This window comes from Geodermatophilus sp. SYSU D01119 (genome assembly GCF_054049975.1).
Window position 1 is genome coordinate 47,464 of the sequence record NZ_JBJGYL010000009.1, and the last position, 23,872, is coordinate 71,335.

Here is a 23,872-nt window from a genome sequence, read left to right on the forward strand (position 1 = left end):
GACGGGGTGTGTCACCAGCGGGGTGCGACTACCAGCGGTAGTGCGCGAAGGCCTTGTTCGACTCGGCCATCTTGTGCGTGTCCTCGCGGCGCTTGACCGCGGCACCGAGGCCGTTGCTGGCGTCGAGCAGCTCGTTCATGAGGCGCTCGGTCATGGTCTTCTCGCGGCGCGCGCGGCTGTACTGGATCAGCCAGCGCAGGCCGAGGGTGGTGCTGCGCGAGGCGCGGACCTCGACCGGGACCTGGTAGGTCGCACCACCGACGCGGCGGCTGCGGACCTCGAGGGCCGGCTTGACGTTGTCCAGCGCCCGCTTGAGCGTGACGACCGGGTCGGTGTCGGTCTTGGCGCGGCAGCCCTCGAGGGCGCCGTAGACGATCGACTCGGCGACGGAGCGCTTCCCGTCGACCAGGACCTTGTTCACCAGCTGGGTGACCAGAGGCGACTGGTAGACCGGGTCGGCGACCAGCGGCCGGCGCGGCGCGGGGCCCTTGCGCGGCATGTCAGCTCTTCTCCTTCTTCGCGCCGTACCGGCTGCGAGCCTGCTTGCGGTTCCGGACGCCCTGGGTGTCCAGCGAGCCGCGGATGATCTTGTAACGCACACCCGGGAGGTCCTTCACGCGGCCGCCGCGCACGAGCACCATCGAGTGCTCCTGCAGGTTGTGGCCGACGCCCGGGATGTAGGCCGTCACCTCGATGCCACTGGTGAGGCGGACGCGAGCGACCTTGCGCAGCGCCGAGTTCGGCTTCTTCGGCGTCGTCGTGTACACGCGGGTGCACACGCCACGACGCTGAGGGGAGCCCTTCAACGCCGGGGTCTTGGTCTTCTCGACCTTGTCCTCGCGGCCCTTGCGGACCAGCTGGTTGATCGTGGGCATGGGTGGCCTGGATCTCCTACCTGCGCTGGGTCGTGCTGTGGACGGTGCTGCTCTGTGTGCCGGTGCCGGTCCTGCCGGGGCCGTCTGCCCTGGTCACGCCCCACCCACCGGCCCCCGCGGTCGGGCGTGTCGCCCTTCCCAGGACCGGCCGGCGGTCGGACCGGACGGATCGCCCCCCGCGACTCGGCGCCGCCACCTCCGGACACCGTCCACCGTGGACGGCCCACCGGGGCGGACCCGCGGCCAGGAGGAGGACCTCCGGACACCCAGGCGCACCGCGAACGGGAGCAGGCCCAGGGCACCCTGGGCACGGCTGACCACGATACCCGCGGTACCGGAGGCGGTCAAAGCCGGGTCCCGGTCGCTCGGCGGGCGGTCGCCTGCCTGTCCCCGGGGCCCATCACGACGGAGAACGGCGCGGTGGCGACGGGCATTCCCGCCATCCGTGCGGGCCCTGTCGAGCGGCTCCGGGGTGGCGAGCACCATACCGCGCGACGGGCCGCGCGCCATCCCTGCGCACTCCGACGCGAGGACGCGCGACTGTCGGTGCCTCCCCCTACCGTCGGTGTCAGGTAAGGCACTCACCGCAACGGAGGTCCCCGTGCTGATCGACTCGGCGCGCGAGCTCAAGGCGCGTCTGTCCGCGCGGCTGGCCGAGGGCTTCCCCCTCGCCACCGCGAGCGGCCTGGGCGGCCGGCCCTGGACGCGGCCGGCCATCGGGCTGACCCCCGTGGGCCCCGGCCGTGCGCACCTGGCCATCCGGGTGGCCGCGGAGGACGACGCCCGGGTGCTGCTCACCGGCCTCGACGACGTGGTCCGCGCCGAGGTCGACGTCCGGGTGACCGGTCCGATACTGCCGCAGGCGGCTCACCGGGCCTCCCCTGCCCCGGCCGACCTGCGGCGGCGCACCCGGCCCCTGGTCCCCGGGCTGTCCGTGGCGCACGCCGCGGTGTCCGCCGGGACGCTCGGCGGCTTCGTGCGGCTCGACGGCCGGCTGGCCGTGCTGTCGAACAACCACGTGCTGGCCGCCGGCACCGCGGGCGCCGTCGGCGACGCGGTGCTGCAGCCCGGGCCGGCCGACGGCGGCACCGCGGCCGACCGCGTCGCCACGCTGGCCGCCGTCGCGCCCCTCACCGCGGGGCCCAACCGCGTCGACGCCGCCGTCGCCACCCTGGACGAGGGCGTGACCGCCGACCCGGGCGACGTCCCGGGCGGCCCGCTCGGCGCCACCGTGCCCGACGGGCCGGAGGTCGAGCCCGACGAGGTGGTGGAGAAGGTCGGCCGCACCACCGGGCACACCCGCGGGCGGATCACCGCCGTCGAGGTGGACGGGGTCGCCGTCCAGTACGACGACGGCGTGCACCTCTTCGACGACCAGATCGAGATCGAGGGGCTGTCCGGGGCGTTCTCCTCGGGCGGCGACAGCGGCTCGGTGATCTGGCGCAGCAGCGACCGGGCGCCGCTCGCCCTGCTGTTCGCCGGCAGCGGCCAGGGCGGGCGCACCGGCGCCGGACTGACCTTCGCCAACCCGCTGTCGGCCGTGCTGGCCGCGCTCGGGGTGGAGTGGGTCGCCTCCTGAGCACGTCCCCCAGGTCAGGGGGATGTCGCTCCGGGCGGGGACGAGGCACCATGGGGAGGTGACCGAGCCCGCCCGGCTCCCCGGGGCCTCCTCGCCCCGGGTACCCCGGCCGGTGGGCGCCAGCGAGGAGCCCGCGTGACCGACCGTGCCGCCGCCCGCGCCGCGAAGAGCGCCCTCGCCACCCAGCTGTCGGCCGCGCCCGGTGTCGTGGGGATCGGCCTCGCCCGGCGCGACAGCGGCTACGTCGTGAAGGTCGACGTCGCCGACGCCGACGCGGCCGGCCGGGTGCCCCGCGACGTCGACGGCGTCCGGGTCGTCACCGAGGTCGTGGGCGTCATCCGCCCGCTGCGCAGCCGCACCGCCTGAGCCTCCTCCCCCTCTCGGGGCACCCGCTACGGTCGCCGGAGGCGCCGACGCGGGCGCCGCCGACCAGAGGAGTGCAGGTGCGCATCGGCATCCAGGCCAGCTACGCCGGGGGTTTCCAGGAGACGGCGGCGGAGATCGTCGACCTGGAGGCCGCCGGCCTCGACCTCGCGATGTGCGCGGAGGTCTACACCTTCGACGCCGTCAGCCAGCTCGGCTACCTCGCCGCGGTGACGCAGCGGGTGGAGCTCATGAGCGCCATCCTGCCCATCTACAGCCGCACGCCGGCGCTGACGGCCATGACGGCGGCCGGCCTGGACTTCGTCTCCGGCGGGCGCTTCACGCTCGGCCTGGGCGCCTCGGGCCCGCAGGTGATCGAGGGCTGGCACGGCGTCCCCTACGACGCCCCGCTGCAGCGCACCCGCGAGGTCGTGGAGATCTGCCGCCAGGTGTGGCGCCGCGAGCGCCTCGTGCACGAGGGCCCCAAGTACACCGTGCCGCTGCCCGCGGAGCAGGGGACCGGCCTGGGCAAGCCGCTCAAGCTGATCAACACGCCGGTGCGCGAGCGCATCCCCGTCATGCTGGCCGCGCTCGGCCCGAAGAACGTGGAGCTCGCGGCGGAGATCGCCGAGGTGTGGGAGCCGATCTGGTTCATGCCCGAGCGCGCCGACGAGGTGTGGGGCGACTCGCTGCGCGCCGGGAAGGCCAAGCGGGACGCGGAGCTCGGGGACCTGCAGGTCATCTGCGGCGTCCCGGTGGCCATCGGCGAGGACGTCGACCACCTGCACGACCTCGTCCGGCCGCAGCTGGCGCTCTACGTCGGCGGCATGGGCGCCAAGGGCAAGAACTTCTACAACGACCTCGCGCGGCGCTACGGCTACGAGGAGGCGGCGGAGACCGTCCAGGAGCTGTACCTCGGCGGGAAGAAGGACGAGGCGGCCGCGGCGCTGCCCGAGGAGTTCGTCCGCAAGGTGTCGCTGATCGGGCCGGAGTCCTACGTGGCCGAGCGGGTGGCCGCCTACGCCGAGGCCGGCGTCACGACCATCGCGCTGCAGCCGCTCGACGACAGCCGCGAGGGCCGGCTGCGCACCGTGGAGACCATGCGGAAGCTGGCCGACCGGTAAGGACCGCGATGACACCGTCGGCCTGCCGGCCGACACCGCGGCCAGGTGCCGTCCCGGCCGCCGTGGAGCCCCTCCCGTGTCCCCCTCGGGGACCCTCCGGGCCCCGCGACGGGTCCACTCCGAGCGGGTGCCGTCCCCGGCCGGGGAGCCCGGACCTCGCCACCGTTCCGTCACTGTGACGGACACCCGCACCGCCTCCCGACACACGGGAAGGGCCCCCAGGTCGATGACCTGGGGGCCCTTCTCACGTGCTACCGGGGATCAGCCCCGCCAGTCGTACTCCTCGAGGCGCACGGCCTCACCGGAGCCCGACCCGAAGACGTCGGGGCTGTAGTACTGCCCGTCGTCGTACCCGGCCATCGTGTAGACGGCGGCGCGGGCCTCCTCGGTCGGCTCGACCGTGATGTTCCGGTAGCGGCTGATGCCCGTACCCGCCGGGATCAGCTTGCCGATGATCACGTTCTCCTTGAGGCCGAGGAGCGAGTCGCTCTTGCCCTGGATCGCGGCGTCGGTGAGCACCTTGGTCGTCTCCTGGAAGGAGGCGGCCGACAGCCACGACTCGGTCGCGAGCGAGGCCTTGGTGATGCCCATGAGCACCGGACGGGCCGAGGCCGGCTCGCCGCCCTCGGCGACGACGCGGCGGTTCTCGGTCTCGAACAGCGTCCGCTCGACCAGCGCACCGGGGAGGAACTCCGTGGCGCCCGAGTCGATGATGGTCACCCGCTTCAGCATCTGGCGGATGATCACCTCGATGTGCTTGTCGTGGATCGACACGCCCTGGCTGCGGTAGACCTCCTGGACCTCGCGGACCAGGTGCAGCTGCACCTCGCGCGGGCCCATGATCCGCAGCACCTCGTGCGGGTCCACCGCACCCTCGGTGAGCTGCTCGCCGACCTCGACGTGGGCGCCGTCCTCGACCCGCAGCCGCGACCGGCGCGACAGCTTGTCGTAGACGACCTCGTCGGAGCCGTCGTCCGGGGTGATCGTGAGCTTGCGGAACTGCTCGCCGTCCTCGATCCGGACGGAGCCGGCCAGCTCGGCGATCGGGGCCTTGCCCTTGGGGACGCGGGCCTCGAAGAGCTCCACCACACGCGGCAGACCGTGGGTGATGTCCTCACCCGCGACACCACCGGTGTGGAAGGTGCGCATCGTCAGCTGGGTGCCGGGCTCACCGATCGACTGGGCGGCGATGATGCCGACCGCCTCGCCGACGTCGACGAGCTTGCCGGTGGCCAGCGAGCGCCCGTAGCAGGTGGCGCAGGTGCCGAGCAGCGACTCACAGGTGAGCACGCAGCGGACCTTGACCTCGGCGATGCCGGCGTCGACCAGCTCGCCGATCAGCACGTCACCCAGGTCCTGGCCGGCCTGCGCGACCAGCGTGCCGTCCTCGGCCGTCACGTCGGCGGCCAGGGAGCGGGCGTAGACGCTCGTCTCCACGTGCGCGTCCCGGGTCAGGACACCGTCGACGACGGTCGCGATCGGCATGATCACGCCGCGCTCGGTGCCGCAGTCCTCCTCGCGGATGATGACGTCCTGGGAGACGTCGACCAGCCGGCGGGTGAGGTACCCGGAGTCCGCGGTCCGCAGGGCGGTGTCGGCCAGACCCTTGCGCGCGCCGTGCGTGGAGATGAAGTACTCCAGCACGGACAGACCCTCCCGGAAGTTGGCCTTGATCGGCCGCGGGATGATCTCGCCCTTCGGGTTGGCGACCAGACCACGCATACCGGCGATCTGGCTGATCTGCATCATGTTGCCTCGGGCACCCGAGTTGACCATGACCCAGACCGGGTTGGTGGTGGGGAAGTTGTCCACCATCGCCTGGCTGACCTCGGCCCGCGCACGGGTCCAGATCTCGATGAGCTCACCACGGCGCTCGGCGTCGGTGATGACACCGCGCTCGTACTGCTTCTCGATCTGGCGCGCCTCGTTCTCGTGGCGGTCCAGGATCTCCTGCTTGGCCGGCGGGGTGACGACGTCGTCGATAGCGATCGTGACACCCGAGCGGGTGGCCCAGCGGAAGCCGGCCGACTTGAGGGCGTCCAGCGTCGCCGCGACCTGCACCTTGGGGTAGCGCTCGGCGAGGTCGTTGACGATCGCCCCGAGCTCCTTCTTCGGCACCTGGTAGTTGACGAAGCGGTAGTCCTCGGGCAGGGCCTCGTTGAACAGCACCCGGCCCAGGCTGGTCTCGACCAGCGCCGGGGCACCCGGGGCCCAGTCCTCCGGCTGCTCCCACGCGGGGTTGACCTTGCCGTTGTCGACGCCGAACACCTCGTCGAGGCGGATCAGCGCACGCTCCTGCAGGCCCAGGGCGCCCTTGTCGAACGCCATGATCGCCTCGGCCGTCGACCCGAAGGCCGCCGGACGGCCACCGTCGGCCTCGTACCGGCTCGGCACGAGGGTCGTCAGGTGGTACAGGCCGAGCACCATGTCCTGGGTCGGCGCGGTGATCGGGCGACCGTCGGCCGGGCTCAGGATGTTGTTGCTCGACAGCATGAGGATGCGGGCCTCGGCCTGCGCCTCGGCCGACAGCGGCAGGTGGACGGCCATCTGGTCACCGTCGAAGTCCGCGTTGAACGCGGTGCAGACGAGCGGGTGGATCTGGATGGCCTTGCCCTCGACCAGCTGCGGCTCGAAGGCCTGGATGCCCAGGCGGTGCAGCGTCGGCGCCCGGTTCAGCAGGACCGGGTGCTCGGTGATGACCTCCTCGAGCACGTCCCACACGACGGGGCGGGCACGCTCGACCATGCGCTTGGCGGACTTGATGTTCTGCGCGTGGTTGAGGTCGACCAGCCGCTTCATGACGAAGGGCTTGAACAGCTCCAGCGCCATCTGCTTGGGCAGGCCGCACTGGTGCAGCTTCAGCTGCGGGCCGACGACGATGACCGAACGGCCGGAGTAGTCGACGCGCTTGCCGAGCAGGTTCTGGCGGAACCGGCCCTGCTTGCCCTTGAGCAGGTCGCTCAGGGACTTGAGGGGACGGTTGCCCGGGCCGGTGACCGGCCGGCCGCGACGGCCGTTGTCGAACAGCGCGTCCACGGACTCCTGCAGCATCCGCTTCTCGTTGTTCACGATGATCTCGGGCGCGCCGAGGTCGAGCAGACGCTTGAGCCGGTTGTTCCGGTTGATGACCCGGCGGTACAGGTCGTTCATGTCGCTGGTGGCGAAGCGGCCACCGTCGAGCTGCACCATCGGGCGCAGGTCCGGCGGGATGACCGGCACGCAGTCGAGCACCATGCCCATGGGCGAGTTGCGCGTCTGCTGGAACGCCGCGACGACCTTGAGCCGCTTGAGGGCGCGCAGCTTCCGCTGGCCCTTGCCGTTGCGGATGGTGTCGCGCAGCGAGGCGGCCTCGGCGTCGAGGTCGAAGTCGGCCAGCAGCTTCTGGAGGGCCGCGGCACCCATGCCGCCCTCGAAGTACTCACCGAAGCGGTCGCGCAGCTCGCGGTAGAGGCCCTCGTCGGCGATGAGCTGCTTGACCTCGAGCTTGCGGAAGGTGTCGAGAACCTCCTCGAGGCGGTCGATCTCCCGCTGGGCGCGGTCGCGCAGCTGGCGCATCTCGCGCTCGCCGCCCTCGCGCACCTTGCGGCGGACGTCGGACTTGGCGCCCTCCGCCTCGAGCTCGGCCAGGTCGGCCTCGAGCTTCTGCTGCCGGGCCTCGACGTCGGCGTCGCGCCGGCTCTCGAGGTTGTGCTTCTCCGCGCTGATCTCGGCCTCGATGGTCGGGAGGTCGCGGTGGCGCGCCTCGTCGTCGACCGAGGTGATCAGGTACGCGGCGAAGTAGATGATCTTCTCGAGGTCCTTGGGCGCCAGGTCGAGCAGGTAGCCAAGGCGCGAGGGGACGCCCTTGAAGAACCAGATGTGGGTGACCGGCGCGGCCAGCTCGATGTGACCCATCCGCTCACGGCGGACCTTGGCACGGGTCACCTCGACGCCGCAGCGCTCGCAGATGATGCCCTTGAAGCGGACGCGCTTGTACTTGCCGCAGTAGCACTCCCAGTCCCGGGTGGGACCGAAGATCTTCTCGCAGAAGAGACCGTCCTTCTCCGGACGGAGCGTGCGGTAGTTGATGGTCTCGGGCTTCTTCACCTCACCGTGCGACCACTGGCGGATGTCGTCGCCACTGGCCAGACCGATGCGGAGCTCGTCGAAGAAGTTGACGTCGAGCACTGAGTGGACCCCTTTCCCGGGGCTCGGTTGGTGCACTTCTAGCAGTTGTCGGAGGGGCGCCGGCCGGCCCCGTCACGGGGCCGGCCGGCGGCCGATCACACGTCCTCGACGCTGGAGGGCTCGCGGCGGGACAGGTCGATGCCCAGCTCCTCCGCGGCCCGGAACACCTCGTCGTCGGTGTCACGCAGCTCGATGGCCTGCCCGTCGCCGGAGAGGACCTCGACGTTGAGGCACAGCGACTGCAGCTCCTTGAGCAACACCTTGAACGACTCGGGGATGCCCGGCTCGGGGATGTTCTCGCCCTTGACGATGGCCTCGTAGACCTTGACGCGGCCCAGGATGTCGTCGGACTTGATGGTCAGCAGCTCCTGCAGCGCGTAGGCCGCGCCGTAGGCCTGCATCGCCCAGCACTCCATCTCACCGAAGCGCTGGCCACCGAACTGCGCCTTACCACCCAGCGGCTGCTGCGTGATCATCGAGTAGGGGCCGGTCGACCGGGCGTGGATCTTGTCGTCGACCAGGTGCAGCAGCTTCAGGATGTAGACGTAGCCCACCGAGATCGGCTCGGGGAACGGCTCGCCGGAACGGCCGTCGAAGAGCCGGGCCTTACCGGTCTCCTGGACCATCCGGTCGCCGTCGCGGTTCGGGATCGTCGACCCGAGCAGGCCGATGATCTCCTCCTCGCGGGCGCCGTCGAACACCGGCGTCGCGGTCCGCGTGCCGGGCTCGGCCTGGCGCGCCTGCTCCGGCAGGTTGGCCGCCCACTCCGGGGTGCCCTCGACCTGCCAGCCGGACTTGGCGATCCACCCGAGGTGGGTCTCCAGCACCTGGCCGACGTTCATCCGGCCGGGGACGCCGAGCGGGTTGAGCACGATGTCGACCGGGGTGCCGTCGGAGAGGAACGGCATGTCCTCCTGCGGCAGGATCTTCGCGATGACGCCCTTGTTGCCGTGGCGGCCGGCGAGCTTGTCACCGTCGGAGATCTTGCGCATCTGGGCGACGTAGACCCGGATGAGCTCGTTGACGCCGGCGGGCAGCTCGTCGCCGTCCTCGCGCGAGAACACGCGGACGCCGATGACCTTGCCGGACTCACCGTGCTTGACCTTCAGCGACGTGTCGCGGACCTCGCGGGCCTTCTCGCCGAAGATCGCGCGCAGCAGCCGCTCCTCGGGGGTCAGCTCGGTCTCGCCCTTGGGCGTGACCTTGCCGACGAGGATGTCGCCGGGGACGACCTCGGCACCGATGCGGATGATGCCGCGCTCGTCGAGGTCGGCGAGGACCTCCTCGGAGACGTTCGGGATGTCCCGGGTGATCTCCTCGGCACCGAGCTTGGTGTCGCGGGCGTCGACCTCGAACTCCTCGATGTGGATCGAGGACAGGACGTCGTCCTGCACGAGGCGCTGCGACAGGATGATCGCGTCCTCGTAGTTGTGGCCCTCCCACGGCATGAAGGCGACGAGCAGGTTCTTGCCCAGCGCCATCTCGCCCTGGTCGGTGCACGGGCCGTCGGCGATGACCTGGCCGACCTCGACGCGCTGGCCCTCGTCGACGACGGGGGTCTGGTTGATCGAGGTGCCCTGGTTCGAGCGGCGGAACTTCAGCAGCCGGTAGGTCTGCCGGGTGCCGTCGTCGGCCATGACGGTGACGTAGTCGGCGGTGGAGTCCTCGACCACACCGGCCTTCTCGGCCACCACGACGTCGCCGGCGTCGACGGCGGCGCGCAGCTCCATGCCGGTGCCGACCAGCGGGGCCTCGCTGCGCAGCAGCGGCACCGCCTGACGCTGCATGTTCGCGCCCATGAGCGCGCGGTTGGCGTCGTCGTGCTCGAGGAACGGGATCATCGCCGTCGCGACCGAGGTCATCTGCCGCGGCGAGACGTCCATGTAGTCGACGTTCTCCGGCGCCAGGTAGTCGACCTCGCCGCCCTTGGTGCGGACCAGGACGCGGTCCTCGGCGAAGCGGCCCTGCGCGTCGAGCGGCGAGTTGGCCTGGGCGACGACGAAGCGGTCCTCCTCGTCGGCGGTCAGGTAGTCGATCTGGTCGGTGACGACGCCGTTCTCGACCCGCCGGTAGGGGGTCTCGATGAAGCCGAAGGCGTTGACCCGGCCGTAGGCCGACAGGGAGCCGATCAGGCCGATGTTCGGACCCTCGGGGGTCTCGATCGGGCACATCCGGCCGTAGTGGCTCGGGTGCACGTCGCGGACCTCCATGCCGGCCCGCTCACGGGACAGACCGCCGGGGCCCAGCGCCGACAGGCGGCGCTTGTGGGTCAGGCCCGCGAGGGGGTTGGTCTGGTCCATGAACTGGGACAGCTGGCTGGTGCCGAAGAACTCCTTGATGGAGGCGACGACCGGCCGGATGTTGATCAGGGTCTGCGGCGTGATCGCCTCGACGTCCTGGGTCGTCATCCGCTCGCGGACGACGCGCTCCATGCGGGAGAGGCCGACCCGGATCTGGTTCTGGATCAGCTCACCGACGGTGCGCAGGCGGCGGTTGCCGAAGTGGTCGATGTCGTCGACGCCGTGGTCGGGCTCGCCGGCGTGGAGGCGCACGACGTACTCGATGGTGGCGACGATGTCGTCCTCGGTCAGCGTGAGGGTGGCCTGGGGCACCTCGACGCCGAGCTTCTTGTTCACCTTGTAGCGGCCGACCTTCGCCAGGTCGTAGCGCTTCGGGTTGAAGAAGAGGTTCTCCAGCAGGGCCTGGGCCGACTCACGCGTCGGCGGCTCGCCCGGCCGCAGCTTGCGGTAGATGTCGAGCAGGGCCTCGTCCTGCCCGGCGATGTGGTCCTTCTCCAGGGTGGCCAGCACCGTGGGCGACCACTGGAAGTGCTCGCGGATGCGGTCCTCGGTCCAGCCGAGGGCCTTGAGCAGCACGGTGACCGGCTGGCGGCGCTTGCGGTCGATGCGGACGCCGACGGTGTCACGCTTGTCGACGTCGAACTCCAGCCACGCACCCCGGCTGGGGATGACCTTCGCGCTGAAGACGTCCTTGTCGGAGGTCTTGTCGAGGGTCTTGTCGAAGTAGACGCCCGGGCTGCGGACGAGCTGGGAGACCACGACGCGCTCGGTGCCGTTGATGACGAACGTGCCCTTGTTCGTCATGATCGGGAAGTCGCCCATGAACACCGTCTGCGACTTGATCTCGCCGGTGGTGTTGTTCATGAACTCGGCGGTGACGAACAGCGGCGCCGCGTAGGTCATGTCCTTGTCCTTGCACTCCTCGAGGGACGCCTTGACGTCCTCGAAGCGCGGGTTGGAGAAGGACAGCGACATCGAGCCGCTGAAGTCCTCGATCGGGGAGATCTCCTCGAGGATCTCGGCGAGACCGCCGACGGCGGTGGCCTGCTCCTCGGGCGAGAGGGTGGCCCGCCACTCGGGACTGCCGACCAGCCAGTCGAAGGAGGCGGTCTGCAGCGCGAGCAGGTCCGGGACCTCGAGGGGCTCGGAGATCTTCGCGAACGAGACCCGGAGGGGGGCCCCGGGGATCTTCTGCTGGTCGGCCTCACCGGTGCGGGGGCCGGCCTGGGGAGTCTGGTTCTGCTGGCCGTAGCCGCCGGACTCGGTGGTGCTGGGGGAGATGCTGGTGGGGCGAGAGCCTGCCAAGATGCGTCCTTCCAAGGACCTCACGACGTGCGGGCGGTGGGTGCGGGTTCGTCCTGGGTCGTCGTCGGTTTCGGCGGGGCTGCCGACGGCGTCCGGCCCGCGCGGTCGACCGGGTGCCGGGTGATCCCGGGCACCCCACTCGACCCGGCTCGGCGGGCAGGCAGTCAGGGGGCAGCGCAACAGAGAACCCTACCCCTGCTCGTCAGCGCTGTCCACGTCGGGGGTGGGGGGACCCGCGCCACACTCCCGGGAAGGACAGCACCTCCGCAACACCGGCGGTGGGCCGCGGCACAGATGATGCCAGCCGGACCGCCCGGTTGTCTCCGCCACGCCGCACCGGAGCGCGACGGCCCGGCGCTCAGCTCGTCGTGAGCAGTGTCAGGTCGCTGATCCGCCAGTCGCCGTCGACCCGGGTCATGGCGACCTGCACGGTCTGGGTGCACGACTGCGCGCCCTCGGGCGTCACGGTGCACTCCGACCCCTCGGGCGGTGCCTGGGTGCCGCTGTTCACCGACTCCACGACGTACTGCCCGAAGACCACGACCGTCGCGGAGTCCTGGTCGTCGGAGACCTGCTGCAGGCCGACGTCGAGGACCTCGTAGCGGGTGGTGGCCGACACCTGCTCGTAGGTGTCGACGATCCCGCCCTGGGAGAGGTCCCGCTCGTACTGGTCGCGCAGGTCGCCGGTGAGGACGTCGAGCTTGCGCTGCACGCTGCCCTCGGAGTCCTGGTAGTCGTAGGCGTAGAGCGCCTGGACGTTGTCGCGGGCGGCGCTGAACACCGTGGCCGGGACCGTCGAGGGGTCGGCCCGCTGCCAGGCGAGGACCCCGACGGCGGCGGCCGCGAGCACGCACAGCACCGCCAGGACGGCGGCGGCGGACGGGCCGTGGTGACGGCCGACCGGCGCGGCCGCGCGGGCGGGGCGGGTGCGCCGGGCGGAGGCGCCGGCCCGCGCGGGGCGGCGCTCCTCCCCCGCCGGCGCCTTCGCCGGGGAGGTCGGTGCGGGCGCGTCGGTCGACCGGGCGCCCGCGTCACGGTCGCGGCGGCTGCCGGCCACCCGCGGACGCGGCGACGGGCGCGCGGCGGCGCGCGGTCGCGGCGTCGGGCGCGGGCGGTCGTCGGGCGTCCCGGTCACCCCGCTCACCTCCCCTGGATCCCGGACAGCACCCAGCGGCCGTCCTCGCGGACGAGCTCCACCTGGATGCGGTAGCGCAGCACCTGGGCCTGGGGGCTCGCGGTGCTCCGCTGGGTGGACTGGATGACCAGCAGCACGGTGCCGCTGTCCTCGGCGGCGGCGACGACGCCGGCGCCGACGACCTCGGTCTGCACCACGGCCTGCGCGTCGACGAGCTCCTGCCGCCGGTCCTGCAGCTGGGCCAGGGACTCGTCGCGCAGGTCGCCGGTGGCGACGCGGCGGACCTGCTCGATGTCGTCGTCGATCGTGACCGCGTCGAAGGAGGTCAGGTCGACGACGCCGGACCGGGCCGCCTGCAGCACCTCGACGTAGGTGTCGGTGCGCACCGGGGAGTCGGTGTCGCCGCGGAACAGCGGCAGCGCCAGCCAGACGCCGACGGCGACCAGCGCGAGAAGGAGGACGGCGAGCACCGGGACGAGCGGCAGCGACGGCCGGCGGCGCCGGTGCGCGGCGTCGCCGGCGGCCCGGTCCTCCGCCTCGGGGGCGGCCTCGGGGGCGGCCTCGGCGGCGGCATGGCGGGACCGGCGGCGCCCGCGGCCCTCCCCGGCCGGGGAGGCGACGGTGCCGACCGCGTCCTGGTGCGTGTCCTGGTGCGTGTCCTGCTCCGTGTCCTGCTCCGTGTCCTGCTCCGTGTCCTGCTCCGCGCGGGTCACCGCGTCCTCCTCTCGCCCTGTGCCTGATCGGTTCCTCTGGGTGACGAGCATGCCTGACCTAGCCCTGGGTCCGTACGAAGGGGAGGGCGCCGAGGAGCCCGCCGAGGACGTCGTCGAGCACCGCGGCCCCCGGAGCGCCCGCGCCGAGCTGCCCCTGCGGCCCGGGCGAGCCGACGCCGCCGTCGCGGCCGATGTTCTGCTCGCCGCGGATGTTGGAGCCGCTCTCGTCCACGCCGTCGCCCGGCGAGGGGTCGGCGCCGTCGACGACGTCGCAGCCGACGGCGTCGACGTCGACGGCGGCCACCGAGCCCGGCGTCGGCGTCTGCCCGGTGGGCACGTAGCCGCTCGTGCAGGCCCGCGGGTCGTCACTGTTGAGGACGAGGCCGAAGTGGGCGCGCAGCGTGCCGCCGTCGTTGCGGACGACGCTGAAACCGCCGCTGACCACGTCGGGGTAGGTGACCAGCAGCTGCTCGACGCCGTCGAGGCGCGGGATCGTGACGCCGTTGAGGACGTCGAGGTTCCGCACCAGCGAGCCGAGTCCCGGGCCGGCGTCGTCGACGAGCTGCTGCAGTGCCGCGGCGGCGTCGGGGGCGTTCACGACCAGGCCGCGCAGGTCGGGGTCGATGTCGACGAGGGTGTCGCTGACCGCGCGCAGGTCGGCGGCCCACTGCTCGATCGCCGACCGGCTCTCCGCCTGGGTGCGCAGCACCGCCTGCCCGTCGGCGATCAGCCGCAGCGTCTCCGGCAGCGACTCCTCGGCGCGGGCGAGCAGCAGGTCGCCGTTGTCGATGAGGCGGGTCAGGTCGTCCCCGGCGCCGGCGAAGGCGCGGCCGAGCTCGTCGACGACCACCCGCAGGTCCTCCGCGTCGAGGGAGGTGACCAGCTCGTCCACGTTCAGCAGCAGCTGCTCGACCGGGATCGGGATCGCCGTGCGCGACCGCGGGATCACCGCGCCGTCCTCGAGGAACGGCCCGTCGGCGGTGGCCGGGCGCAGGTCGAGGTACTGCTCGCCGACGGCGCTGCGGGTGGCCACCACGGCGTCGGTGTCGGCCGGGACGGGCTCGGCGTCGGGGTCGATGGTCATGGTGACGCGGACGCCGTCGCCGGTGAGCTGCATGTCGCTGACCCGGCCCACCGCGACGCCGCGGTAGGTGACCTCGGCGTTGACGAAGATGCCGCCGGAGTCGGCGAAGTCGGCGGAGACGTCGTAGCCGCTGCCGAGGAGCACCCGGTCGAGGCCGACGTAGGTGAAGCCGACGTAGGAGATGCCGAGCAGCGCCACCGTCGCGAAGGCGAGCAGCTGCAGCTTGACCTTGCGCGTGATCACGAGCCGCTCCCGGGCATCGGCGGCAGGCCCACGAGGCCCGCGTCCGCGGGCTGCCCGCCGAGGACGGTGCCGGCCAGGCCGCCGAGGACCGGCGCCAGCGACGAGGTACCGCCCGGCGCCTGCCCGCCGGCGGCTCCCCCGGCGGCGTTCGACGGCGGGGTGCCGGGCGTGCCGCACTCGGCGCCCACGAGGTCCTGCGGCTCCAGGGTCTCCAGCCCGCCGGTGACCGGGTCGACCACGTAGCGGCACAGGAGTTCGGACAGGTCCAGGTCGAGGTTCGCCGTCATGTTGGTGAACAGGCCGTAGCCGCCGGTGCGGGCGTCGGGCCGGTACTGCAGCGCCGACAGCGAGCTGGCCGGGAAGGGGTAGGTGAGCAGCAGGTCGAGCGACCCGGCGAGGTCGGGGCCGGCCGCGGCGAGCTGGGACAGGATCGGCTGCAGCAGCTGCAGGTCGGCGACCGTGTCCGCGCCGGCCTGCTCGATCACCCGGGTGCCGACGTCGCCGAGGCGCGCCAGGCTGCCGAGCATCGACACGAGCAGGTCGCGCTGCTCGGTGATCACGTCGAGGCCGGGGCCGATGGTGTCCAGCGCCGTCTCGATCGTGCCGGTGCGCGCGGCGAGCGACTCGGCCAGCGCATCGATGCTGTCCAGCGCCCGGCTGATCTCCTCGCGCTGGTCGTCGAGGCCGGCGATGAACGTGTCGAGCTCGGTGAGGGTCCGGCGGACGGCGTCCTCGCGGCCCTCGAGCGCGACGCCGAGCTCGCGGCTGATGGTCTGCAGCTGCGCCAGCCCGCCGCCGTCGAGGACCAGCGACAGCGCCCCGAGCAGCTCCTCGACCTCGACGTTGCGGTTGGTGCGGCCCAGGCCGATGAGCGAGCCGTCGGCGAGCCGGCCGGTGGGCTCCTCGCTGCCCGGCGCGGCGAGCTCGACGTACTTCTCCCCCAGCAGCGACGACTGCTGGATCATCGCCACCGCGTTGGCCGGCAGCTCGACGTCGCCGTCGACCTCCACGGTGACCACCGCGGTCCAGTCGTCGCCGAGCGCGATGTCCTCCACCCGCCCGACGGGGACGTCGGCCACCCGGACGCCGGCCTGCGGCACCAGGTCGAGGACGTCGAGGAACTCGATCTGCACGGTGTAGGGGTCCTCGCCGGTGTCGGCGCCGCCGGGCAGGTCGAGGGAGTGGGCGCCGCGGAACCCGCAGCCGGACAGCAGCAGCGCCCCGGCGGCCAGCGCGGCCGCCCGGCGACGGGCGCGGGCGGTCACGGCTGACCCCCGACCGGCGGCAGGCCGACCAGCGGGGTGCCGCCGGCGGCGGTGGTGGTGGCGGACCGGCCGAACAGGGTGCCGAGCAACTCCTGCAGGTCGGGCACGCCGTTGCCGTCGAGGTCGTCGAGCTGCCCGTCGTTGCCGGGGTCGCCCGAGAGGAGCCGCACGCAGATCTGCTCGGTGGGCGGCAGCTGCAGGAAGGAGGTCAGGTCGGTCAGCGCGACCCCGCCGAGCTGCAGCCGGCCGGCCTGCGCCAGCAGCTGGCAGACCATGACCTCCGGGTTGGTCGAGCCGAGCGAGTTGTCCCGCGTGTCGAGCGTCCCGTAGTCGGGGTTGTAGGCGTGCGCGATGTTGCCCAGGGCGGCCGGGGCGACGTCGAGGACCTCGGCCAGCGCCTGGCGCTGCTGCACCAGGGTGAGGGTGACGTCGGCGAGCCGGTCGACGTTGGTGGTCAGCAGCGTGGTGTTGGTCTGCACGAAGCTCGCGATCTCCCCCAGCGCCTGCGAGAGCAGCGCGACGGCGGCCGCGAGGTCCTCCCGCTCGCCCTCGAGCTGGGCGGCGACCGCGGCCATGTTCTCGTTGAACTGCCCGACCTGGGCGTCGATGGAGGCCAGCGCCGAGGTGAAGGTCTGCAGGTCCTCCACCGAGCCGAACAGGTCGTCGCGGTTCTCCGACAGGGTCTCCACGGCCTGGGAGAAGCCGGTCAGCGTGCGGTTCAGCGCACCCCCGTTGCCCTCCAGGTTGTCCGCGCCCACGGCGAGCAGGTCCGACAGGGCGCCGTCGGCGTTGGCGCCGGTGGGCCCGAGCGCCGCCGACAGCTGGTCGAGCGCGCCGTAGACCGCGTCGAGCTCGACCGGGGTGGCGGTGCGCGAGAGGTCGAGCTTCGCGCCGTCCTCCATCGTCGGGCCGCCGTCGTACACCGGGGAGAACTGCACGTACCGGTCGCTGACCAGGGAGGGCGCGAGGACGACGGCGTCGGCGTCGGCCGGGATGTCGTACTGCTCGTCGACGAGCATGTCGACGCGCACCCGGTCGCCCATGGGCACGACGGCGGTGATCTCGCCGACGTCGATGCCGAGGACGCGCACGTCGCCGCCCTCGTAGACGCCGACGGCCTGGCCGAAGTACGCGGTGACCCGCATCTGGCCGGCCGGGCGCAGGATCGCCCAGCCGAGCGCGACCACCAGGACCAGCGCGGCGGCCAGTGCGACGCCGCGCTGCAGGGTGCCGCTCACTGCCCCGCCTCGCAGGAGACGGGACCGGCGGGCACCTGCGCGGCGCCGCCGCACAGCACCGAGCCGACGGCGCCGGGCAGCAGGTTCTCGACGAAGCTGTCGAACCAGCGGCCGTTGCCCAGGGTGTTGGTGAAGACCCGCACGAACGGCGCCAGGTTCGCGACCGTCTCCCCCAGCGCCTGCCGGTTGCGCGACAGGATGTCGGTGACGGCGGCCAGCTGCTGCAGCGCCGGGGTGAGCGCCTCGCGGTTGTCGGCGACCAGGCCGGTCAGCTGCTCGGCGAGCGTCTGGGTGTTCGTGAGGATCGCGTCGATGAGCGCCCGGCGCTCCTGCACCTCGGTGAGCAGCGTGTTCGAGTCCAGGATGAGCTGGGTGAACTCGCCGTTGCGGTCGGCCAGGACCCGGGTCACGTCCCGGGTGGCCGACAGCAGCTCGCGCAGCTGCGCGTCGCGGGAGACGATGGTGTCCGAGAGCCGGGCGAGTCCGTCGAGGGACGTGCGCACCTCGTCGGGGGTGTCGGCGAAGGTCTCCGAGAGCACCTGGAACGAGCCGGCCAGCTGGGCGGTGTCGATCTCCCCCACCGTCGTGGACAGGTCGGCGAAGGCCTCGACGACGTCGTAGGGCGCGGCGGTCCGGGTCAGCGGGATCCGCTCCTCCGGGTCCAGCGGGGACGCCCCGCGCGGCACCAGCGCCAGGTACTTGGCGCCCAGCACCGTCTCGATCCGGATCGCGGCCTCGGAGGCGTCGCCGACGAAGGCGTCGCGCACCCGGAACTCCACGGTGACCGCGCCGTCCTCGAGGGACAGGCTCTCGACCTGGCCGACCTTGACGCCGGCCACGCGGACCGGGTCGTCCGGGCGCAGGCCGGCGCCCTCGGAGAACTGGGCGCGGTAGACGGTGCCGCCGCCGATCAGCGGCAGGTCCCTGGCGTTGAAGGCCAGCAGCACCAGCAGCGCGATGAGGGTGAGGCTGACCGCGCCGATGGTGACCGGGTCCCGGTCGCGGAAGGGCGTGCTCGCGCGGCGGGCCATCAGCAGCCTCTCCCGCCGGAGGACAGCCCGCCCGCGGGGACGGTGCCCGGCTCCGCGGCGCCGGGCAGCGTCACCGAGCCCGACGCCCCGCACAGGTAGAAGTTGAACCAGGAGCCGTTGACGGCGGTGCGCGTGATCAGGTCGATCTTCGACGGCGCGAGCTGCAGGAAGTCCTCCAGGACGTCGCCGCTGTCGGCGAGGTTGCCGGCCAGGCTGCCGAGCTGCTCGATGTCGGCGGCCAGCGGGGCGCGGGCGTCCTCGAGCAGGCCGGCCGTGCTCACCGCGAGCCCGTCGATGGTCTGCAGCGAGTCGAAGACCGCGTCGCGGTCCTGCGCCAGGCCGCTGACGAACTGCTGCAGCGAGACGACGAGCGCCGACAGTTGCTCGTCGCGCGCGGCCACGGTGCCCAGGACGGTCGTCAGGTTGTCGATGACGCTGCCGATCACGGCGTCCTCGTCCGCCAGCGACGACGTCAGCGAGGCGACGTGCCCGAGCAGGCTCTCGACGGTGCCGCCCTCGCCCTGGAACACCTGGATGACCTCGTAGGACAGCCGGTTGACGTCCTGCGGGGACAGCGCCTGGAACAGCGGCTGGAACCCGCCGAACAGGGTGGTGAGGTCCAGCGCCGGCCTGGTCTGCGCCAGCGGGATGGTGGCGCCCTCCTCGAGGGTGGCCCCGGCCGAGCCCTCGCCCTCCGTGAGCGCCACGTACCGCTGCCCGACGAGGTTGCGGTACCGGATGGTGGCCTGCACCGAGGTGGGCAGCGGGACCTCGGCGTCGACCTCGATGGCCACCTCGGCCACCGGCCGCTCCGTCCGGTCGGACAGCCCGATGCCGGTCACCTGGCCCACCCGGACGCCGGCGATGCGCACCTCGTCGCCCTCGACCAGGCCGGCGACGTCGCTGAACTGGGCGCGGTAGCCGAGCGACTCGCCGTACCCGGCGTTGGTGATGGTGGTGACCAGGACGTAGCTGGCCAGCACGGTGACCAGCGCGAAGACGGCCAGCTTGGTCAGCGGCGCGGCGAGGCCCCTCACCGCAGCGCCACCTGGGTCCCGCGCAACAGCGGCGCCAGGGTGGAGGCGGCGAGGTCGGAGACCTGCGCCGGCTCGGTGCCGGTCTGGTACCCGAGGATGCTGCGCACGAGGTCGAGCTCCGCCGTCGACCCGGGGAGCGCGCCGGGCAGCGAGTCGCCGAACGCGGTGGGGACGGCGGCGTTCGGCTCGCCGGAGCCGGCGGGCACGTCGTCGGGGTCCCGCCCGCCCAGGCAGTTGGGGTTGCCGCTGGAGGGGTTGTCGACCGAGTCGACGCCGTCGCGCGGCGGCACCGGGCAGTAGTACTCGCCGCGGTCGGCCGCGGCGATGATCGCGTCGATGTCGTCGAGGCCCTGGCAGTCGGGCCCGGTCCGGTCGAGGTAGGCCGGCTGGTCGCCGGGCCGGTAGGGGTTGCGCGGCGGCAGGGTCACGACGATGTCCAGGTTCAGCGCCGGGTCGCCGTCGCCGCCGAAGGCCTCGGTGATCATCGGCGTGAACCGGGCGAGCCCGTCGAGAAGGCAGGGGTAGACCGGCGAGTACTCGGCGAAGGTGCCGAGCACCGGCCGGGAGGTGGCGGCCAGCGAGATGAGGCTGCGCTCGTTGGCCTCCAGGAAGCCGGCCGCGGTGGCCGCGGACGCGCCGACGACGGTGAAGGTGCGGCGCAGCTGCTCGGACTGGTCGACCAGCGTCTGCGACGTCACGGCCAGGTCGTCGAGCACCGCCAGCAGGTCGTCGGCGGCCGAGTCGTAGGTGTCGGCGACGTCGGCCAGGCCGCTGATGTCGGCCTGCAGCTCCGGCAGCACGGTGTTGAGCTCGCCGACGTAGCTGCCGATGGCGGCCAGGTTCTCGCCCAGGGCCTCGCCGCGGCCGCGCAGCGCGGAAGCGACGGCGCCGAGCGTGTAGCTGAGGTCCTGCGGCTCGACGGCGCGCAGCAGGGGCAGCAGGTCGTCGATGACCCGCTGCAGCTCGACGGCGTTCTCGGTGCGGTCCTGGCTGATCTCCGCGCCGTCGGCCAGCCGCTCCGGCGAGGGCTGCTCGGGCACCACGAGCGACACGTAGCGCTCGCCGAACAGCGTCTTGGGCAGCAGCCGGGCGGTGACGTCGGCGGGGATCTGCTCGAGGTACTGCGGCCGGATGCCCAGCTCGATGGTGGCGCCCTCGGCGCTCGCCTCGACCGAGCGCACCTCGCCGACGATCACGCCGCGGACCTTGACGTCGGAGGTCTCCTGCAGCTGGTTGCCCGCGGTGTCGGCGCGCAGCACCACGCGGGCGGTGTCGGTGAACGCCTTCTGGTAGAGCGCCACGGTCAGCGCCAGCAGCAGCGCCAGGACGACGAGGAACGCCACGCCCTGGAGACGGCGGCGCACGACCGCTCCCCTGCCCCCGCTCACCGGCCGCTCACCCCGCGATCCGCACGGTCGTCGTCGAGCCCCAGATGGCCAGCGACAGGAACAGGTCGATGACCATGACCGCGACGATCGAGAAGCGCACCGCCCGGCCCACCGCGAGGCCGACGCCGGCGGGGCCGCCGCTGGCCCGGTAGCCGTAGTAGCAGTGGCTCAGGATGATCACGACGGCGAACACGAGCACCTTGACGAAGGACCACAGCACGTCCTGCGGCGGCAGGAAGAGGTTGAAGTAGTGGTCGTAGGTGCCGGCCGACTGGGCGTACGCCTGCGTGGTGATGGTCCGGGTGGCGAAGTAGCTGCTCAGCAGGCCGATGACGTAGAGCGGGACGACCGCGACGAAGCCGGCGACGATGCGGGTGGTCACCAGGAACGGCAGCGAGGGCACGCCCATGACCTCGAGCGCGTCGATCTCCTCGTTGATCCGCATGGCGCCGATCTGCGCGGTGAACCCGCAGCCCACGGTCGCCGACAGGGCGAGGCCCGCGACCAGCGGCGCGATCTCGCGGGTGTTGAAGTACGCCGAGAGGAAGCCGGTGAACGCCGAGGTGCCGAGCTGGTCGAGGGCCGCGTAGCCCTGCAGCCCGACCTCGGTGCCGGTGAAGAACGACAGGAAGGCGATGACGCCGACCGTGCCGCCGATGACGGCGAGCGCGCCGGTGCCGAAGGTGACCTCGGCGAGCAGCCGGAGGGTCTCGCGCTTGTAGCGGCGCAGCGTGCGCGGCGTCCAGCCGAGCGCCCGGCCGTAGAAGGACAGCTGGTCGCCGAGGTCCTCGAGGGTGTCCATCGGCCGGCCGTGGACGCGGCGGACCAGCCGGCGCACGCCGACGCGGACGCGGTCGGCCGGGGAGAGCAGGGCCACGGGGTCACTGCCCCTTCGGCGGGACGAGCTGGAAGTAGATCGCCGTCATCACGAAGTTCACCGCGAACAGCAGCAGGAAGGTGATGACGACCGACTGGTTCACCGCGTCGCCGACGCCCTTGGGCCCGCCGCCGGCGCGCAGCCCCTTGTAGGAGGCGACGATCCCGGCGATCAGCCCGAACACGAGGGCCTTGAGCTCCCCCGACCAGAAGTCCTCGACCTGGGCGAGCGCGCCGAAGGAGGCGAGGTAGGCGCCCGGGGTGCCGCCCTGCAGGACGACGTTGAAGAAGTAGCCGCCGGCGACGCCGACCACGCTGACCAGGCCGTTGAGCAGGGTGGCGACCACCATCGCGGCGAGCACGCGCGGGACGACGAGACGCTGGACCGGGTTGATCCCCAGCACCTCCATCGCGTCGATCTCGTCCCGGATCTTGCGGGCGCCGAGATCGGCGCAGATGGCCGAGCCGCCGGCGCCGGCGATGAGCAGCGCGGTGACGATCGGGCTGGCCTCGCGCAGCACGGCGAGCACCGACGCCGAGCCGGTGAACGACTGGGCGCCGAGCTGGCGGGTGAGCGACCCGAGCTGCAGGGCGATCACCGCGCCGAAGGGGATGGCCACCAGCGCCGTCGGCAGGATGGTCACGCTGGCGACGAACCAGGTCTGCTGGACGAACTCGCGCAGCTGGAACGGCCGCTTGGGCATCGCCCGGAAGGTGTCCAGGGCGAAGGCGAAGAGGTTCCCGCTCGCGCGCAGCGGGCGGGCCGGGGACAGCTTCCCGTCGAGCAGGCCCGGCGCCTCCGGGCGGCCGGTCGCCGTCACCGGCCGTCCCGGGGGCCGGGCAGGACCCCGATGGCCTGCGTGCCGTCGGGGGCCCAGTGCCGCCCGCCGGCGCCCGCGGTGGGCGCGAGGACGCCGGCGTCGGCCTGGGCGAGCAGGTCGGCGGGCAGGCTGGCGCGGATCGCCTGGGCGGTGACCGGGTCGAACTCGTGCAGCATCCGGGCGACGCGCTCCTGGCGACGGCGCTGCGCCCGGCGCTCGGGCAGCCCCGGGGACGGGTCGAGCTGCGGCGGGACGGCGTCGCCGCCGACGGCGCCCTTGGGCCCGACGCCGTTGTGCCGGTCCCCGCCGCGCGCCTGCAGGGCGGCCATCTCGGCCTCGACCTGCGCGACGTCCTTCTCCTCGCTCATGCCGATCGGGCCCTCGCGGCGGCCGTTGAGGAACTGCTGGACGACCGGCTCCTGCGAGGTCAGCAGCTGCTCGCGCGGGCCGAACATGGCCAGGTGCTTGCGGTAGAGCAGGCCGAGGTTGTCCGGCACGGTGCGGGCGGTGCCGATGTCGTGGGTGACGATGAGGAAGGTGGCGTCGATCTGCGCGTTGAGGTCGACGATCAGCTGGTTGAGGTAGGCGACGCGGACCGGGTCGAGGCCGGAGTCCGGCTCGTCGAACAGGATGATCTCGGGGTCGAGCACCAGGGCGCGGGCGAGGCCGGCGCGCTTGCGCATGCCGCCGGAGATCTCGCCGGGCAGCTTCCTCTCGGCGCCCTGCAGGCCGACCATGTCCATCTTCTCGAGGACGATGCGGCGGACCTCGGACTCGCTCTTGCGGGTGTGCTCGCGCAGCGGGAACGCGATGTTGTCGAACAGGTCCATCGAGCCGAACAGCGCGCCGTCCTGGAAGAGGACGCCGAAGAGCTTGCGGACCTCGTAGAGCCGCGACTCGCCGCAGCGGACGATGTCGGTGTCGCTGATGACGATCGAGCCGCGCTCGGGCTTGAGCAGGCCGACCAGCGACTTGAGGAACACCGACTTGCCGGTGCCCGAGGGGCCGAGCAGCACGGAGATCTCGCCGGGCGGCAGCGTCAGCGTGACGTCGCTCCAGATGTTCTGGCTGCCGAAGGACTTGGTCAGCCCCTCGACCTCGACGGCGACGCCCACCACGACCCCCTCGTCCGGCTCCGTCGCCGGTCGCACCCCGGTGTGCGTCCGGCTCTACTGACGGGTAACGAGGACGCCTCCGCGAGGTTACGGAGATCACGTGGTCCACGTGACACGGATCGCTGTCGCGTCACCCGGAGACGCGACAGGGGCCGCCCTCCCGGAGGAGGACGGCCCCTGTGCGGTGCGGGGTGGTGCTACCCGGCCGGTGGC

General features: G+C 72.5%; 18 protein-coding genes. 3 read left to right on the top strand and 15 right to left on the bottom strand.

What is annotated here, in order from left to right; translation table 11 throughout:
* Positions 1–28 precede the first annotated feature (28 nt).
* Both rpsG and rpsL read right to left on the bottom strand, forming a co-directional pair.
* On the bottom strand, positions 29–499 hold the full coding sequence (gene rpsG / locus ACI79X_RS09140; RefSeq protein ID WP_117375616.1) for a 30S ribosomal protein S7: 471 nt from the start codon (positions 497–499) through the stop codon (positions 29–31).
* A 1-nt stretch (position 500) separates the two neighbouring features.
* Positions 501–875, bottom strand: a complete 375-nt coding sequence (gene rpsL / locus ACI79X_RS09145; protein WP_012950487.1) for a 30S ribosomal protein S12 — start codon at positions 873–875, stop codon at positions 501–503.
* A 601-nt stretch (positions 876–1,476) separates the two neighbouring features.
* Between rpsL and ACI79X_RS09150 the strand changes: the two genes are divergently transcribed.
* The 3 genes from ACI79X_RS09150 to ACI79X_RS09160 all read left to right on the top strand — a co-directional run bounded on the left by ACI79X_RS09150 (position 1,477) and on the right by ACI79X_RS09160 (position 3,941).
* A complete protein-coding gene (locus ACI79X_RS09150) occupies positions 1,477–2,454 on the top strand; it encodes a hypothetical protein (protein ID WP_457025091.1) in 978 nt (325 codons plus the stop codon).
* A gap of 135 nt (positions 2,455–2,589) precedes the next feature.
* Positions 2,590–2,820 carry a hypothetical protein gene (locus ACI79X_RS09155; RefSeq protein WP_457025092.1) on the top strand — a complete coding sequence of 77 codons (231 nt, stop codon included), beginning with the start codon at positions 2,590–2,592 and terminating at the stop codon, positions 2,818–2,820.
* A gap of 77 nt (positions 2,821–2,897) precedes the next feature.
* The gene (locus tag ACI79X_RS09160; protein ID WP_457025093.1) at positions 2,898–3,941 is read left to right on the top strand and encodes an LLM class F420-dependent oxidoreductase; all 1,044 of its coding nucleotides are present in this window, start codon (positions 2,898–2,900) and stop codon (positions 3,939–3,941) included.
* A gap of 261 nt (positions 3,942–4,202) precedes the next feature.
* On the opposite strand, the gene ACI79X_RS09165 is transcribed toward ACI79X_RS09160, so the two are convergent.
* The 13 genes from ACI79X_RS09165 to ACI79X_RS09225 all read right to left on the bottom strand — a co-directional run bounded on the left by ACI79X_RS09165 (position 4,203) and on the right by ACI79X_RS09225 (position 23,662).
* Entirely contained in the window at positions 4,203–8,108 is a 3,906-nt protein-coding gene (locus ACI79X_RS09165) for a DNA-directed RNA polymerase subunit beta' (RefSeq protein ID WP_457025094.1), read from the bottom strand.
* A gap of 95 nt (positions 8,109–8,203) precedes the next feature.
* Entirely contained in the window at positions 8,204–11,713 is a 3,510-nt protein-coding gene (rpoB, locus tag ACI79X_RS09170) for a DNA-directed RNA polymerase subunit beta (RefSeq protein WP_457025095.1), read from the bottom strand.
* Between the two features lie 358 nt (positions 11,714–12,071).
* Complete coding sequence (locus ACI79X_RS09175) at positions 12,072–12,848, bottom strand: hypothetical protein (RefSeq protein ID WP_457025096.1); 777 nt, start codon at positions 12,846–12,848, stop codon at positions 12,072–12,074.
* Positions 12,849–12,853: 5 nt separating this feature from the next.
* Positions 12,854–13,561: a hypothetical protein gene (locus tag ACI79X_RS09180; RefSeq protein WP_457025097.1), complete on the bottom strand. Its 708-nt coding sequence runs from the start codon at positions 13,559–13,561 to the stop codon at positions 12,854–12,856.
* 58 nt (positions 13,562–13,619) lie between these two features.
* Positions 13,620–14,888 (bottom strand): MCE family protein, encoded by a 1,269-nt coding sequence (locus tag ACI79X_RS09185; protein ID WP_457025098.1) that lies wholly within the window; start codon positions 14,886–14,888, stop codon positions 13,620–13,622.
* Positions 14,885–16,153: an MCE family protein gene (locus ACI79X_RS09190; protein WP_457025099.1), complete on the bottom strand. Its 1,269-nt coding sequence runs from the start codon at positions 16,151–16,153 to the stop codon at positions 14,885–14,887. Before ACI79X_RS09190 ends, ACI79X_RS09185 begins: the two co-directional genes overlap by 4 nt.
* Positions 16,150–17,391: an MCE family protein gene (locus ACI79X_RS09195; protein ID WP_457025100.1), complete on the bottom strand. Its 1,242-nt coding sequence runs from the start codon at positions 17,389–17,391 to the stop codon at positions 16,150–16,152. Before ACI79X_RS09195 ends, ACI79X_RS09190 begins: the two co-directional genes overlap by 4 nt.
* On the bottom strand, positions 17,388–18,422 hold the full coding sequence (locus tag ACI79X_RS09200; protein ID WP_457025101.1) for an MCE family protein: 1,035 nt from the start codon (positions 18,420–18,422) through the stop codon (positions 17,388–17,390). Before ACI79X_RS09200 ends, ACI79X_RS09195 begins: the two co-directional genes overlap by 4 nt.
* Positions 18,422–19,459, bottom strand: coding sequence for an MCE family protein (locus ACI79X_RS09205; RefSeq protein WP_457025102.1), 1,038 nt, complete (start codon positions 19,457–19,459; stop codon positions 18,422–18,424). Before ACI79X_RS09205 ends, ACI79X_RS09200 begins: the two co-directional genes overlap by 1 nt.
* Entirely contained in the window at positions 19,456–20,823 is a 1,368-nt protein-coding gene (locus tag ACI79X_RS09210; RefSeq protein WP_457025103.1) for an MCE family protein, read from the bottom strand. Before ACI79X_RS09210 ends, ACI79X_RS09205 begins: the two co-directional genes overlap by 4 nt.
* Positions 20,824–20,854: 31 nt before the next feature.
* Positions 20,855–21,724, bottom strand: a complete 870-nt coding sequence (locus ACI79X_RS09215) for an MlaE family ABC transporter permease (RefSeq protein WP_457025104.1) — start codon at positions 21,722–21,724, stop codon at positions 20,855–20,857.
* Between the two features lie 4 nt (positions 21,725–21,728).
* A complete protein-coding gene (locus tag ACI79X_RS09220) occupies positions 21,729–22,544 on the bottom strand; it encodes an MlaE family ABC transporter permease (protein WP_457025105.1) in 816 nt (271 codons plus the stop codon).
* On the bottom strand, positions 22,541–23,662 hold the full coding sequence (locus tag ACI79X_RS09225; RefSeq protein ID WP_457025106.1) for an ABC transporter ATP-binding protein: 1,122 nt from the start codon (positions 23,660–23,662) through the stop codon (positions 22,541–22,543). Before ACI79X_RS09225 ends, ACI79X_RS09220 begins: the two co-directional genes overlap by 4 nt.
* Positions 23,663–23,872 lie beyond the last annotated feature (210 nt).

Coding starts and splice junctions, on each gene's coding strand:
- rpsL (WP_012950487.1), bottom strand. CDS start 875: ATGCCCACGATCAACCAGCTGGTCCGCAAGGGCCGCGAGGACAAGGTC.
- ACI79X_RS09200 (WP_457025101.1), bottom strand. CDS start 18,422: ATGGCCCGCCGCGCGAGCACGCCCTTCCGCGACCGGGACCCGGTCACC.
- rpsG (WP_117375616.1), bottom strand. CDS start 499: ATGCCGCGCAAGGGCCCCGCGCCGCGCCGGCCGCTGGTCGCCGACCCG.